This is a genomic window from Bacteroides togonis (genome assembly GCF_900130135.1).
Taxonomy (GTDB): Bacteria; Bacteroidota; Bacteroidia; order Bacteroidales; family Bacteroidaceae; genus Bacteroides; species Bacteroides pullorum.
The window spans coordinates 2,151,354-2,166,274 of the sequence record NZ_LT670820.1; the positions used below are offsets into that span (position 1 = coordinate 2,151,354).

The 14,921-nt window shown below is 48.7% G+C and carries 14 protein-coding genes and 1 tRNA gene; 11 read left to right on the forward strand and 4 right to left on the reverse strand.

Features of this window, described 5'->3' with window-relative positions; genetic code table 11:
• Positions 1-23 precede the first annotated feature (23 nt).
• The 3 genes from pulA to BQ8005_RS09205 are packed head-to-tail and all read right to left on the reverse strand — an operon-like array spanning position 24 to position 2,945.
• Positions 24-2,021, reverse strand: a complete 1,998-nt coding sequence (gene pulA, locus BQ8005_RS09195) for a type I pullulanase (RefSeq protein WP_075319090.1) — start codon at positions 2,019-2,021, stop codon at positions 24-26.
• Positions 2,022-2,070: 49 nt separating this feature from the next.
• Complete coding sequence (gene ruvC, locus BQ8005_RS09200) at positions 2,071-2,643, reverse strand: crossover junction endodeoxyribonuclease RuvC (RefSeq protein ID WP_075317836.1); 573 nt, start codon at positions 2,641-2,643, stop codon at positions 2,071-2,073.
• Positions 2,640-2,945, reverse strand: coding sequence for a DUF4286 family protein (locus BQ8005_RS09205; protein WP_021848545.1), 306 nt, complete (start codon positions 2,943-2,945; stop codon positions 2,640-2,642). Before BQ8005_RS09205 ends, ruvC begins: the two co-directional genes overlap by 4 nt.
• A 102-nt stretch (positions 2,946-3,047) precedes the next feature.
• Here BQ8005_RS09205 and BQ8005_RS09210 point away from each other — a divergent pair.
• The 11 genes from BQ8005_RS09210 (at position 3,048) to BQ8005_RS09260 (ending at position 14,677) form a co-directional block, all read left to right on the forward strand.
• Positions 3,048-3,121: transfer RNA gene (locus BQ8005_RS09210), tRNA-Ala, on the forward strand.
• A gap of 135 nt (positions 3,122-3,256) precedes the next feature.
• Positions 3,257-4,291, forward strand: a complete 1,035-nt coding sequence (pheS, locus tag BQ8005_RS09215) for a phenylalanine--tRNA ligase subunit alpha (RefSeq protein WP_075317837.1) — start codon at positions 3,257-3,259, stop codon at positions 4,289-4,291.
• Between the two features lie 103 nt (positions 4,292-4,394).
• Positions 4,395-5,591 carry an MFS transporter gene (locus tag BQ8005_RS09220; protein WP_075317838.1) on the forward strand — a complete coding sequence of 399 codons (1,197 nt, stop codon included), beginning with the start codon at positions 4,395-4,397 and terminating at the stop codon, positions 5,589-5,591.
• Entirely contained in the window at positions 5,588-6,250 is a 663-nt protein-coding gene (nth, locus tag BQ8005_RS09225) for an endonuclease III (protein WP_075317839.1), read from the forward strand. Before BQ8005_RS09220 ends, nth begins: the two co-directional genes overlap by 4 nt.
• A gap of 139 nt (positions 6,251-6,389) precedes the next feature.
• Positions 6,390-7,649 carry a phosphoglycerate kinase gene (locus BQ8005_RS09230; RefSeq protein ID WP_111936066.1) on the forward strand — a complete coding sequence of 420 codons (1,260 nt, stop codon included), beginning with the start codon at positions 6,390-6,392 and terminating at the stop codon, positions 7,647-7,649.
• Between the two features lie 106 nt (positions 7,650-7,755).
• Positions 7,756-8,778 carry a porin gene (locus tag BQ8005_RS09235; protein ID WP_234984083.1) on the forward strand — a complete coding sequence of 341 codons (1,023 nt, stop codon included), beginning with the start codon at positions 7,756-7,758 and terminating at the stop codon, positions 8,776-8,778.
• 26 nt (positions 8,779-8,804) lie between these two features.
• Positions 8,805-9,719 carry a glutaminase gene (locus tag BQ8005_RS09240; protein ID WP_075317841.1) on the forward strand — a complete coding sequence of 305 codons (915 nt, stop codon included), beginning with the start codon at positions 8,805-8,807 and terminating at the stop codon, positions 9,717-9,719.
• A gap of 109 nt (positions 9,720-9,828) precedes the next feature.
• Positions 9,829-11,559 (forward strand): lysine--tRNA ligase, encoded by a 1,731-nt coding sequence (lysS, locus tag BQ8005_RS09245; protein ID WP_021848552.1) that lies wholly within the window; start codon positions 9,829-9,831, stop codon positions 11,557-11,559.
• 10 nt (positions 11,560-11,569) lie between these two features.
• Positions 11,570-12,565, forward strand: coding sequence for an NAD(P)H-dependent glycerol-3-phosphate dehydrogenase (locus BQ8005_RS09250; RefSeq protein WP_021848553.1), 996 nt, complete (start codon positions 11,570-11,572; stop codon positions 12,563-12,565).
• 22 nt (positions 12,566-12,587) lie between these two features.
• The gene (locus tag BQ8005_RS09255; protein WP_021848554.1) at positions 12,588-13,925 is read left to right on the forward strand and encodes a glucose-6-phosphate isomerase; all 1,338 of its coding nucleotides are present in this window, start codon (positions 12,588-12,590) and stop codon (positions 13,923-13,925) included.
• A gap of 5 nt (positions 13,926-13,930) precedes the next feature.
• A complete protein-coding gene (locus BQ8005_RS09260; protein WP_021848555.1) occupies positions 13,931-14,677 on the forward strand; it encodes an inorganic diphosphatase in 747 nt (248 codons plus the stop codon).
• 58 nt (positions 14,678-14,735) lie between these two features.
• Here BQ8005_RS09260 and BQ8005_RS09265 read toward each other — a convergent pair whose 3' ends face one another.
• On the reverse strand, positions 14,736-14,909 hold the full coding sequence (locus BQ8005_RS09265) for a hypothetical protein (RefSeq protein ID WP_021848556.1): 174 nt from the start codon (positions 14,907-14,909) through the stop codon (positions 14,736-14,738).
• Positions 14,910-14,921: the final 12 nt, after the last annotated feature.

A 14,921-nucleotide genomic window follows, 5' to 3' on the forward strand; every position in this document is an offset into this window, starting at 1 on the left:
AATTGAGCGTGAATAATTGAATATCATTTCCAGGCGATAAGGGCCGATTGGGCAGGAACTGTCAGTTCGGTACCCGACACTTTGGCCAAACCGCCTTCATTAATAAATCCATCCTTGCACACTACAGTATAACTACCCTGAGGCACAGTCACACGTGCTGGCTCGCGACGCGAATTGAGCACAACAACAATATCTTCCCACTTGTCACCTCCTGCATGTTCCTTCAAGCGCCATGCCACTACATTCGTGCCCTCAACAGGCAAGAATTCCAAATGACGGCGCACGAGATCGGCATCTCCCAAACGGAAAGCCGGATGGTTCTTGCGCAACTGTATCAGCCCCTTGTAGTAAGCAAAGACGTCGGCATGCAGAGCCTTGCGGCTCCAGTCGATAGCGTTGATAGAATCAGGGCTCTGGTAGCTGTTATGCACCCCCTTCTTATCGCGCATCACCTCCTCGCCGGCATAAATGAAAGGAATACCCTGCGAAGTGAAGACTGCTGTCTGGGCCAACTTATCGAGGCGTGCCAGTTCATCGTCCTTAATGCCGGGAATGCTGGCACGCAGGCGGTCGACGAGGCACATGTCATCATGACAGGACACATAACTGATCATCTGCGTAGGCTCGGCCGCCCAAGGAGCCTGACTGTAGTTAACAGAGTCGTTACATACTTGTGGATGCTGCACAGCACCTACAATGCCGAACTTAATACTCTCCTCACCGCCCGGCAGACCTGCCAGAAAAGCTCCCTGCTTGTTATCATTGAAGGGACCACGAAGAGCGTCGCGCATCTCGTCACTGAAAGCAGCAATGCCCGGCATACGATGCGTATTAGCCTTCATAGCCAACGAGTCTTGAGGAAGCTGGGGAGCCTGGGCAGCCCATCCCTCTCCGTAAACAACGATGGAAGGATCAACGGCTGTCAATGCAGCACGTATTTCGTTCATGGTCTTTATGTCGTGAATACCCATAAGATCAAATCGGAAACCGTCTATGTGGTATTCGTTCACCCAGTGTAGCACAGATTCAATCATATATTTACGCATCATGGGGCGATCACTGGCCGTCTCGTTTCCACAGGCTGAAGCATCTGCATACGTACCGTCGGGCTTCTGACGATAGAAGTATCCGGGAGCCGTACGTTCGAAATTACTGCCGGCAATATTGAAAGTATGGTTATACACAACATCGAGAATGACACGGATACCAGCCTTGTGGAGTGCCTGCACCATCTGCTTGAACTCACGAATACGCGTAGCAGGGTCATAAGGATCGGTAGAGTAAGAACCATCAGGAACATTATAATTTTGAGGATCATACCCCCAGTTGTATTGATTCTCGCTCAGTTTCGTTTCGTCCACAGAGGCATAGTCATAGGAAGGCAGCAAATGAACATGAGTCACTCCCAACTCCTTCAAATGATCGATACCCGTAGCCAGTCCTTCGGGAGAAAGGGTCCCTTCTTCAGTCATAGCCAAAAACTTTCCCTTATGCTCAATACCCGATGCTGGCGAAACGGAAAAATCACGATGATGCATCTCATAAATAACAATATCGGCAAAAGACTGAAGTGGCGGACGACGGTCCTCAGCCCAGCCCTCCGGATCGGTAGCCTTCATGTCAATGATGGCAGCACGCTTACCATTCACACCAACAGCCTTAGCATTAATACCCGGCGTATCTCCCAACCATTGATCATCGATTTTTATATTAAAGGTATAGAACTTACCCATCAGGTCCTCTTTTACCGTAGCGTGCCAAACACCTTCTTCGCCCGCTTCCATACTGACAGTTGTGTAGGCATGGCCACCTTCACCAGCCTCATACAGCATGAGACGTACTTCGTCTGCTGTAGGTGCCCATACGGAAAAATGTGTAGCTTCAGAAGTGTACTCCATCTCTGTCAAGCTGCCCGAACGTACGGGATAAAGTTCATAGGAGGCATATTCGTTCTTCACGGATGTGCAACCGGCAGCCGTCGCCACCGCTACACCGACAATGACTAAATCGTTCATTTTCATGGCTTCCATCTTCTATATTTATATATACTGTTTTTAAAATTAAAATCTACTATCCACCCTTTACCTTATCAGGATTCTTGGCAATGAAGTCCTTCCACCCATGATAGGCTTTATCTACCATAGGACGCCCCATCTGCAAGTAATGACAGTAGGCAGCTGCCATAGCATCCGTAGCATCCATAAAAGCAGGCATCTGACTTTTGTCGAAACGAAGCATACGCTGCAACATGTCGGCTACCTGTTCTTTCGAGGCCTGCCCATTGCCCGTAATAGCCATCTTAATCTTAAGAGGAGCATATTCGGTAATAGGAATGTCACGACTCAGGGCAGCAGCCATAGCAACTCCCTGTGCACGTCCCAATTTAAGCATGGACTGAACGTTTTTGCCGAAAAAGGGCGCCTCAATAGCTAATTCATCAGGCAGATAACTTTCAATTATTCCCAATACCCGTTGATGAATGTACTTTAGTTTAAGATAAGTATCGCCTACACGTCGCAAATCGATAACCCCCATAGCTACCATTTCAGGTTTGGTGCCCATAACACGCAACACTCCGTAGCCCATAATATTAGTACCCGGATCGATACCCAAAATAACCTTTTCCTTGACTGGTACTATCACTCTACCTCCTCCATCAACGTCGGGAATCCTACTACTTTGTCCTTGAATATGCGAAGCATCTCTTCATTAAGTTTCACTCCCTGTTCGCGATGCCAGCGATGAAGTAAGGCCGAGCTCTCCACCTCGAATTGAACAGAATAGCAAGTACTTCCTTCCTCACGATGACTAAGGATACGCAGGATACGCGGTGAACGCAGCGTGCCTTCTTTTTCCACTTCGGGCAGATAGAATTCCCTCATCCAAATAAGGAAATATTTCTCCTGTCCATCCTCTACATGATACGTTGTATTATAGACCAACATAATTTTTTCGCTATTTTTTCTGCAAACATAACAATTATTTCAGAAATATGCATTATCTTTGCGCCATCAAAACGAAAGCAACCTTGCAAACGTTTACATTTTGGGGTATTAGCTCATCTGGCTAGAGCGCGACACTGGCAGTGTCGAGGTGAGCGGTTCGAGTCCGCTATGCTCCACACAAAGTCCTTGAGAACGGAAGTTTCAAGGACTTTTTTCGTATCTTTCTAGCACATAACAGAACGATGTGACAAGAAAGTTGTATCTTTGCAACATTTTCAAACCAAGACGAAATTCAAAAAGACAACAACGATATGATAGCTAAAATCAACGAGCTTCTGCAGGAAGTGGAAGCACTGACGGCCTCCAATGCCGAAGAACTGGAGGCGCTCCGCATTAAATACCTCAGCAAGAAGGGTGCCATCAACGAACTGATGGCCGACTTCCGCAGCGTGCCCGCCGAACAGAAAAAGGAAGTGGGTATGAAGCTGAACGAACTCAAGAACAAGGCACAAGAGAAAATCAACACCCTGAAGGAACAGTTCGAAAGCCAGGATACGGGTTGCGACGACCTCGACCTGACACGTACCGCCTACCCCATCGGGTTGGGCACACGCCACCCCTTGTCCATCGTCAAGAACGAAATCATTGACATCTTTGCCCGCATGGGCTTCAGCATCGCCGACGGCCCCGAGGTGGAGGACGACCTGCACGTATATACCAAACTGAACTTCGCCGCCGACCATCCGGCACGCGACATGCAGGACACCTTCTTCGTCAATGTGAACCCCGGCGACGTGACCAAGAACATCATCCTGCGCTCGCACACCAGCTCCGTACAGGTACGTACCATGGAGCATGCCGAGCCGCCCATCCGTATCATCTGCCCGGGACGCGTGTACCGCAACGAGGCCATCAGCTACCGTGCACACTGTTTCTTCCACCAGGTAGAGGCTTTGTATATCGACAAGAACGTGTCGTTCACCGACCTGAAGCAGGTATTGCTGCTCTTCGCCCAGGAGATGTTCGGCAGCGAAACGAAGATACGTCTGCGTCCGTCGTACTTCCCCTTCACAGAACCCAGTGCCGAGATGGACATCAGCTGTAACATCTGCGGAGGCAAGGGATGCCCCTTCTGCAAAGGCACCGGCTGGGTGGAAATCCTAGGTTGCGGCATGGTGGACCCCAACGTACTCGAGGCTTGCGGCATAGACAGCAAAGTTTATTCCGGCTACGCCCTGGGTATGGGCATCGAGCGCATCACCAACCTGAAGTATCAGGTGAAGGACCTGCGCATGTTCTCTGAAAACGATACCCGCTTCCTGAAGGAATTCGAAGCGGCAAGATAAAGTTCAACGGTCAGTGGTAAGTAGTTAGCCGTAAGTGCCTTATACAAGCATCAACCACTAACTACTAACTACTTACCACTAACCGCTTATCACTAAACTGCTAATGAAAGACAAGCTCATCACTCCGAGTTACTGCTTCATCCTGGCAGCCAACTTCCTGCTTTACTTCGGCTTCTGGCTGATGATGCCCGTACTCCCCTTCTACCTGACGGAAGTGTTCGGAGCGGACAAATTCACCATGGGGCTCGTCTTGTCGTGCTACACCATTGCGGCCCTATGCATCCGCCCCTTCTCGGGCTACCTGCTCGACACGTTCGCCCGCAAACCTCTCTATCTGCTGGCCTACTTCATCTTCACGTCTATCTTCGGCGGCTATCTGCTGGCCGGCACCCTGACCCTCTTCATCGCCCTGCGCATCGTCCACGGCGTGTCGTTCGGCATGGTGACGGTAGGTGGCAATACGGTGGTCATCGACATTATGCCCTCGTCGCGCCGCGGCGAAGGACTGGGATATTACGGACTGGCCAACAACATTGCCATGTCCATCGGCCCCATGACGGGCCTCTTCCTGCATGACGCGGACATCGGTTACACGTGGATATTCTGTGCCTCACTGGGTTCGTGTCTGGCCGGCTTCTGTTGTGCTACGCTGGTCAAGACGCCCTACAAGCCACCTGTGAAGCGCGACCCCATCTCACTCGACCGCTTCATCCTGCTCAAGGGACTTCCTGCCGGAGCCAGCCTCCTACTTCTGTCCATCCCCTATGGCATGACGACCAACTACGTGGCCATGTATGCTCGCCAGATTGAGATAGACGCCTCTACAGGCTTCTTCTTCACCTTCATGGCGCTGGGCATGGCCGTGTCGCGACTCTTCTCCGGCCGGCTGGTGGACAGGGGAAAGATTACGCAAGTGATATCCGCAGGACTGGTGCTGGTAGTGTTCAGTTTCTTCCTACTGGCCGCATGCGTATACATCATCCAATGGGACAGCCATGCCTGCACGGTGGTGTTCTTCACCATCGCCCTGCTGCTGGGCATCGGCTTCGGCACCATGTTTCCCGCCTACAATACCCTGTTCGTTAACCTGGCGCCCAACAGCCTGCGCGGCACGGCTACCTCAACCTACCTCACGTCGTGGGACGTGGGTATCGGCATCGGCATGCTGGCCGGCGGATACATTGCCGAAATCAGCACCTTCGACAAGGCTTACCTCTTCGGCGCCTGCCTGACGGTGGTGTCCATGCTGTACTTCAACCTGAAAGTGGCGCCCCATTACCACCAAAACAAACTGAGATGAGAAAGAAAGAACGATACGAAAAGATACTGGCCTGGTTCAGGGAGAACCGCCCCGTGGCCGAAACGGAGCTGCACTACAACACCCCCTTCGAGCTACTCATTGCCGTCATCCTGTCGGCCCAATGCACGGACAAGCGAGTGAACATGATCACTCCCCCGCTTTTCCACGACTTCCCCACTCCCGAAGCACTGGCCGCCACTACGCCCGAGGTGGTGTTCGAGTACATCCGTAGCGTGTCCTACCCCAACAACAAGGCACGCCACCTGGTGGGCATGGCGCAGATGCTCATCAAGGACTTCGGAAGCCAGGTGCCCGACACGCTGGAGGAACTCGTCAAGCTGCCCGGCGTGGGACGCAAGACGGCCAACGTCATCCAGTCGGTCGTGTTCAACAAGGCCGCCATGGCAGTAGATACGCATGTCTTCCGCGTCAGCCACCGGCTTGGACTGGTAGGTCCAAACTGTACCACCCCGCTGAGCGTGGAAAAGGAGCTGACCAAGCACATCCCCGAGGCCGACATTCCCATCGCCCACCACTGGCTCATCCTGCATGGGCGCTACGTGTGCCAAGCACGTACACCCCAATGCGATGCCTGCGGCCTAAAGATGCTCTGCAAAGATTACGAAAAAAGGACGGGAATAAAAGAGGTGAATAGTTAATTCACAGGGGGATATCCAACATATTTTTAACATTCAAGATTTAAAAAAGTGCCCGTAGCGAACATATTACAGAAAATAATGCTAACTTTGCGGGCAAGTAAAGCGAGAATATTCGTAACACTTTTAAATAAAATAGAGCATTATGACAATTGATCAATTCAACTTTGCCGGTAAGAAGGCATTCGTCCGTGTGGACTTCAATGTGCCCCTGGACGAGAATTTCAACATCACTGATGACACCCGTATGCGTGCCGCTCTTCCTACACTGAAGAAGATTCTGGCCGACGGCGGTAGTTTGATAATCGGCTCCCACCTGGGTCGTCCGAAAGGCGTAGCCGAAAAATTCTCTCTGAAACACATCCTGAACCACCTGAACGAGCTGCTGGGCATTGAAGTTCAGTTTGCCAACGACTGTATGGGCGAAGAAGCTGCCGTAAAGGCTGCCGCTCTGCAACCGGGTGAAGCCCTCCTGCTGGAAAACCTGCGTTTCTATGCAGAAGAAGAAGGTAAACCCCGTGGCCTGGCCGAAGATGCTACCGACGAAGAAAAGAAAGCCGCTAAAGCCAAGGTAAAAGAAAGCCAGAAGGAATTCACCAAGAAGCTAGCTTCGTATGCCGACTGCTATGTGAACGATGCTTTTGGTACCGCTCACCGCGCACACGCTTCAACGGCACTCATCGCCCAATATTTCGACAAGGACCACAAGATGTTCGGTTACCTGATGGAGAAGGAAGTGAAGGCTGTTGACAAAGTATTGAACGACATTCATCGTCCGTTCACCGCCATCATGGGTGGTTCGAAGGTTTCTTCCAAGATCGAAATCATCGAAAACCTGCTGAACAAGGTAGACAACCTCATCATCGCCGGCGGTATGACTTATACATTCACCAAGGCTATGGGCGGCAAGATCGGTATCTCCATTTGCGAGGACGACAAGCTTGACTTGGCTCTCGACCTGATGAAGGAAGCCAAGGAAAAAGGCGTTAATCTGGTATTGGCTACCGATGCCAAGATTGCAGACTCCTTCTCGAACGACGCCAACACCCAGTTCTGCAAGGTAAATGAAATTCCTGACGGATGGGAAGGCCTTGACATAGGTCCTGAGAGTGAGAAACTCTTCGCCGATGTTATCAAGAGTTCCAAGACTATCCTGTGGAACGGCCCGACAGGTGTATTCGAATTCGACAACTTCACACACGGTTCACGTGCCGTAGGCGAAGCTATCGTAGAAGCAACGAAGAACGGTGCTTTCTCACTGGTAGGTGGCGGTGACTCTGTAGCTTGTGTCAACAAGTTCGGTCTGGCCAGCGGCGTATCTTACGTATCGACTGGTGGTGGTGCATTGCTCGAAGCCATCGAAGGAAAAGTTCTTCCGGGTATTGCAGCTATCAACGAATAAAACATAATCACCAACCGAAAGAGGGTGTGTCCAGAGAAGATACGCCCTCTTTCTTTTTAAATGCCTTATGAAAAAACTACTGATACTATGGTTTGTCTGCGCTTTCATGGCTTCAGCAGCCGCACAAGAAAAGCAAGAAGAAAAGAAAAAACCACAGAACAATACACTGAACAACATTGTGAACACGCTGAAAGAGCGTATCACACTGGAAGGATATATGCAATTAGGATACACATATAATGATCAGTCTGAAAGCAAAACAAATACCTTTGAAATGACCCGTGCCATCCTCATGGCTCGTGGACGAATTACAGATCATTGGTCATGTTATTTTATGTATAGTCTGGCAGGAACACCCAAAATTCTGGAAGCCTACACCGAATATCACTTTTTCCCTGAATTGAGTGTACGCATTGGCGAATTCAAGACTCCTTATACGTATGAGAATCCCTTGTCACCTACAGTCGTTGAGCTAATAAGTTGTTACTCACAAGCCGTTAACTATCTAGCAGGTATTAATGGCAGTGATTTACTTTACGGCTCTAACAGTGGACGCGATTTAGGTTTAATGATATACGGCAACCTGTTCAAGAATCTCATAAATTACAAACTAGCCATCATGAACGGACAAGGCATTAATAAAAAAGATGGCAACAATCAAAAAGATATCGTAGGTACGTTCAACATCAATCCACTGCAATGGCTGACCCTTACCGGTTCTTTCATTAAAGGAAAAGGATGCGCCATAGCCACATCCAATATCAATCCCAACATACAGATTGGAGACAACTACACACGCAATCGATGGGCAGCCGGTATAGTAATGAAACTGAAACCGATAGACCTTAGATCAGAATATCTGGCAGGCAAAGACGGTTTGGTAAAAAGCAACGGATATTATGCAACAGCCAACATACACATCCTCTCCAAGCAAAAGCTAGACTTAATAGCATCTTACGACTACCTAAACAAAAATAAAGCTGTAGACAATAAACAAAGTAACTACGTTGCAGGTATACAATGGTGGTTTTATCCGAAATGCCGCCTTCAAGTACAATATACCCACTGCGTTCCTTACCAAAATAAAAGTTACAACCTGGTACAAGCTCAAGTACAAGTACGTTTCTAAGAACCATTTTTCAACTCAACCAGTTCATGAACTACGATCAAATCCTTCAAGAAATTTATCAGGAGATACAGCCTTATGCCGGACAGGGAGAACCTGCCGCCTACATTCCCGACTTGTTGAAAGTAAATCCCGACCGCTACGGTATCTGCCTGCATACCCTCGACGGACAAGACTTTGCGATGGGCGATTGCGACGAACGGTTTGCCATCCAGAGTATCTCGAAAGTCTTTGCACTGGCCATGGGATTTGCCCGGCTGAACGACCGTCTTTGGCAACGCATCGGCGTGGAGCCTTCGGGTAATGCCTTCAATTCTATCTTTCAGCTGGAACTGGAACATGGTATTCCCCGCAATCCGCTCATCAACGCAGGGGCGCTTGTCATGACCGATATTCTTCTCTCTGTATTGGAATACCCCGAACGTGAATATCTGGCCTTTGTGCGTAGCCTTTGCGGATGCGACTCCATCCAATACGACGAGAGCATGGCCGCCTCGGAGCGCGACAACGGCTATCTGAATGCAGCTATCGTGAACATGCTGAAGTATTATGGCAATATCGAAAACGACGTGGAGCGCGTACTCCGCTTCTATTTTCGCCAGTGTTCGGTCAAGATGAACTGCCGCGAATTGTCGCGCGCTTTCCTGCCCTTCGCCGACCACACGCGCGCCTTTAGCTTCGACGGAACTGAACTCACCACCTCACAGGTGAAACGCATCAATGCCATCATGCAGACATGTGGTTTCTATGACGAAGCCGGCGAATTTTCCTACCTGGTAGGATTGCCAGGCAAGAGTGGTGTAGGAGGAGGTATAGCTGCCATCTGTCCACGCCAATACTCCGTAGCCGTCTGGAGTCCCCGACTCAATAAAAAAGGCAATTCTGTAATGGGATTAAAAGCACTCGAACTACTCACCACGAAGACAGCTGTCAGCATTTTCTGACAATTTTTCACCGGCATAGGCTTCTCCCATCCTTCATTTTGGCGAAAAAGCATGCGAATGTGAAAAATGTTTCGTATTTTTGTACCCAAATTGAGTGAAAATTAACGATATGAACGTTTTAGAACTAAGTGAACAGGAAATCATTCGCCGCAACAGCATGAATGAACTTCGCGCGATGGGTATCGAACCCTATCCCGCAGCAGAGTATGTAACCAACGCTTTCTCTACAGACATAAAAGCTGAATTCAAAGACGAAGACGAACCTCGCCAGGTGTCCATCGCCGGACGTATGATGAGCCGTCGTGTCATGGGAAAAGCTTCCTTCATCGAACTTCAGGACTCCAAAGGACGTATCCAGGTGTACATCACCCGTGATGACATCTGTCCTGACGAAAACAAGGACATGTACAACACCGTGTTCAAACGTTTGCTCGACTTGGGCGACTTCATCGGTATTGAAGGTTTTGTTTTCCGTACCCAGATGGGCGAAATCAGCGTACACGCCAAAAAGCTGACCGTACTCGCCAAGAGCCTCAAACCTCTGCCTATCGTGAAATACAAGGATGGCGTGGCATACGACTCGTTCGAAGACCCTGAACTACGCTATCGCCAACGCTACGTAGACCTCATCGTGAACGACGGTGTAAAAGAAACTTTCCTGAAGCGCTCCAAAGTTATTTCTACCATGCGTGCCGTGCTGGACGAAGCCGGCTATACCGAAGTAGAAACTCCTATCCTTCAGTCTATCCCCGGCGGTGCAAGTGCCCGTCCATTCATTACCCACCACAATTCGCTGGACATCGACCTTTACCTGCGTATTGCTACAGAACTTTACCTGAAAAGACTTATCGTAGGCGGATTTGAAGGTGTATACGAAATCGGCAAGAACTTCCGCAACGAGGGTATGGATAAGAACCATAACCCCGAATTCACCTGCATGGAGCTCTATGTACAGTACAAAGACTATAACTGGATGATGAGCTTCACTGAAAAGCTGCTTGAACGTATTTGTATTGCCGTAAACGGTTGTACAGAAACTGAAATAGACGGCAAGACCATCAGTTTCAAAGCTCCTTACCGCCGTCTACCCATTCTCGATGCCATCAAGGAAAAGACCGGCTATGACCTCAACGGCAAGAGCGAAGATGAAATCCGCCAGATCTGCAAAGAACTGAAGATGGATATTGATGATACCATGGGCAAAGGCAAGCTGATTGATGAAATCTTCGGCGAATTCTGCGAAGGAACCTTCATCCAGCCGACTTTCATCACCGACTATCCTGTTGAAATGAGTCCGCTCACCAAGATGCATCGTAGCAAACCGGGCCTTACCGAACGTTTCGAATTGATGGTAAACGGCAAGGAGCTGGCCAACGCCTATAGCGAGCTGAACGACCCCATCGACCAGGAAGAACGCTTCAAGGAGCAGTTGCGCCTGAGCGAGAAGGGTGATGACGAAGCCATGTTCATCGACCAGGACTTCCTGAAAGCTTTGCAATATGGCATGCCTCCCACATCGGGTATCGGTATCGGTATTGACCGTCTGACCATGCTAATGACAGGAAAGGCCTTCATTCAAGAAGTATTATTCTTCCCGCAAATGCGTCCCGAAAAAGTAACGCCGAAAGACGCACCAGCCAAATTCATAGAACTGGGTATTCCTGAAGAATGGGTACCTGTTATTCAAAAAGCAGGATATAATCAAGTTGCAGACATGGCAGAAGTCAATCCTCAAAAACTGCACATGGACATTTGCGGGATCAACAAGAAATACAAACTGGAATTGGCCAATCCGAGCGTAAACGACGTCGCCGGCTGGATAGAAAGATTGAAGAACTAACGAAATAGAGATGAAAGTTCCTGGAAAGATAGCCATCATGGGCGGAGGAAGTTGGGCAACAGCCATTGCCAAAATGGTGCTCAATCAGGCAGAGTCGATTAATTGGTACATGCGGCGTGACGACCGTATTGCCGACTTCAAGCGGCTGGGCCATAACCCCGCCTATCTGACAGGCGTCAAGTTTGATACCAAGCGGATCAATTTCAGTTCGAACATCAACGATGTAGTCAAGGCATCCGATACACTGATATTTGTTACGCCTTCGCCTTACCTCAAATCTCATTTGAAGAAGCTGAAGACAAAAATAAAGGACAAATTTATCATTACAGCCATCAAAGGTATTGTCCCTGATGACAATCTGATTGTATCCGAATACTTCACCAAGGAATATGGTGTACCAGCCGAGAACATTGCTGTAGTAGCAGGTCCCTGCCATGCCGAAGAAGTGGCACTGGAGCGCCTGTCCTACCTCACCATCGCTTGTCCCGACATCGAAAAAGCATCGATTTTTGCCCGCCATCTCAGCTGTTCTTACATCAAGACTTCGGTGAGCAACGACGTGGCAGGCATCGAATATGGTTCGGTACTGAAAAACGTTTACGCCATCGCAGCCGGCATTTGCAACGGATTGAAATATGGTGACAACTTCCAGGCTGTACTCATATCGAATGCAATACAAGAGATGAACCGTTTCCTGCAAACGGTGCATCCACTTGACCGTAATGTCAGCGACTCGGCCTACCTAGGAGATTTACTTGTAACAGGCTACTCCAACTTTAGCCGTAACCGCACGTTTGGCACCATGATAGGAAAAGGTTATTCGGTGAAAAGCGCCCAGATAGAAATGGAAATGATTGCCGAAGGTTACTATGGAACCAAGTGTATCAAGGAAATCAACAAACACTATCATGTCAACATGCCTATCGTGGATGCGGTCTATAACATTCTGTATGAAAGGATATCCCCCATGATAGAAATCAAATTGCTGACTGATTCTTTCAGATAAAACTTTTTTAAATTAAGATAGTATGATTAGTTTAAACATTGAAAAGACTTTTGGATTTATTTCCAAAGAAAACGTTGCCGCTTACGAAGCAAAAGTAAAAGAAGCACAAGACGCTTTGGAAAACGGCACCTGCAAAGGTAATGACTTTTTGGGCTGGTTGCACCTGCCGTCATCCATCACCAAAGAGCACCTGGAAGACTTGAAAGCTACAGCACAGATATTGCGTGAAAATTGTGAAGTTGTAATCGTTGCAGGCATTGGCGGAAGCTATCTGGGTGCACGTGCGGTCATCGAAGCACTTTCAAACAGCTTTATCTGGTTGCAGGAAAAGAAGAACGCTCCTACCATTCTTTTTGCCGGTCACAATATTGGTGAAGACTACTTATACGAACTCACTGAATATCTGAAAGACAAGAAATTCGGTGTCATCAATATCTCCAAGTCAGGGACAACTACCGAGACAGCTCTCGCTTTCCGCCTGCTGAAAAAACAATGCGAAGACCAGCGTGGTAAAGAAATGGCCAAGAAAGTCATCGTAGCTGTTACAGATGCCAAGAAAGGTGCTGCACGCACTACTGCCGACAAGGAAGGATACAAGTCGTTCATCATCCCCGACAATGTAGGCGGACGTTTCTCTGTACTGACTCCGGTTGGTTTGCTCCCTATCGCCGTAGCCGGCTTCGATATCGACAAACTGGTAGCTGGTGCCGTTGAGATGGAAAAGGCCTGCGGCGCGGACGTTCCTTTCGAACAGAATCCCGCTGCCTTGTATGCCGCTACCCGCAACGAATTGTACAAGAATGGCAAGAAGATTGAAATCCTTGTCAACTTCAACCCGAAACTCCATTATGTCAACGAATGGTGGAAGCAATTATACGGTGAGTCAGAAGGTAAGGAAGGCAAAGGTATCTTCCCTGCTGCCGTAGATTTCTCGACCGACCTTCACTCCATGGGACAATGGATCCAAGAAGGCGAACGTACCATCTACGAAACCGTTATATCAGTTGAACAACCGACTCACAAACTGGAAGTGCCCAGTGACGCAGAAAACCTGGACGGCCTGAATTTCCTGGCTGGCAAGCGTGTAGACGAAGTCAACAAAATGGCCGAACTAGGCACACAGCTGGCTCACGTAGATGGAGGTGTACCCAACATGCGTATCTCCGTTCCGACCCTGAACGAAAAATGTATCGGCGGCCTGCTCTACTTCTTCGAAAAAGCCTGCGGCATCAGCGGTTATCTGCTGGGCGTCAACACGTTCAACCAACCGGGTGTAGAGGCCTACAAGAAGAATATGTTTGCCCTGCTCAACAAACCTGGATACGAAGAAGAATCCAAAGCTATCCGCGCAAGACTGTAAGCTCTATGAATTCCATTCAACAATCCATAGCCCGCTATCTTCAAGGTAGCGGGCATTCTTATATCCATCTCAAAGCAGTACTGTTCGACATGGACGGAGTACTATTCGACTCCATGCCCTATCATGCCGACGCCTGGCATACGGTAATGGAGCGTCGTGGCCTCCATTTAAGCCGTGAGGAAGCTTTTCTGCACGAAGGACGTACAGGAGCATCGACAATAAACATTGTATACCAAAGGCAGTTCGGCAAAGATGCCACTCCCGAAATGATTGAAGAAATCTATGCCGAAAAAAGCCGAGAGTTCAACAAGCATCCTGAACCCGAACGCATGAAAGGTGCTTGGGAACTGATACAAAAAGTAAAATCCTGCGGGCTCATTCCTGTATTGGTCACAGGTTCAGGACAAACATCCCTACTCGACAGACTGAACCACAACTATCCCGACACGTTCGATCGGAACCATATGGTTACAGCCTTCGATGTCAAATATGGTAAACCGCATCCTGAACCCTACCTGATGGGACTGGAAAAAGCGCAGGTAGCCCCCAATGAAGCAATCGTTGTTGAAAATGCCCCCATCGGCGTACAAGCAGGCGTTGCAGCAGGTATTTTTACTATAGCCGTCAATACAGGTCCACTGGACGAGCAAGTTCTACTTAATGCTGGAGCCAATTTACTATTTCCTTCCATGCTGGCCTTCAATGATTCATGGGAGAAAGTATACCAAACTTTACAACAAGTGTCCATATAATAAAAAAAGAGGGTATATCATCAACAGATATACCCTCTCATTTTTTACTATGCAATTCTTATTTGGCAGCTTCCAAAGATGCTTTGCGGAAAGCCTTCATAGCTTTCTCAATTTCCAATGAAGCCTTACGTGCACGGGTACCAGCAGCCTTGTTTCCATTTTCTACCTGTGCCTTTGCATCTTTTTCAAACGCTGCATATAATTCAGCAATCTTTTCTACTAATTCTTTCATAATCCCTTTAAG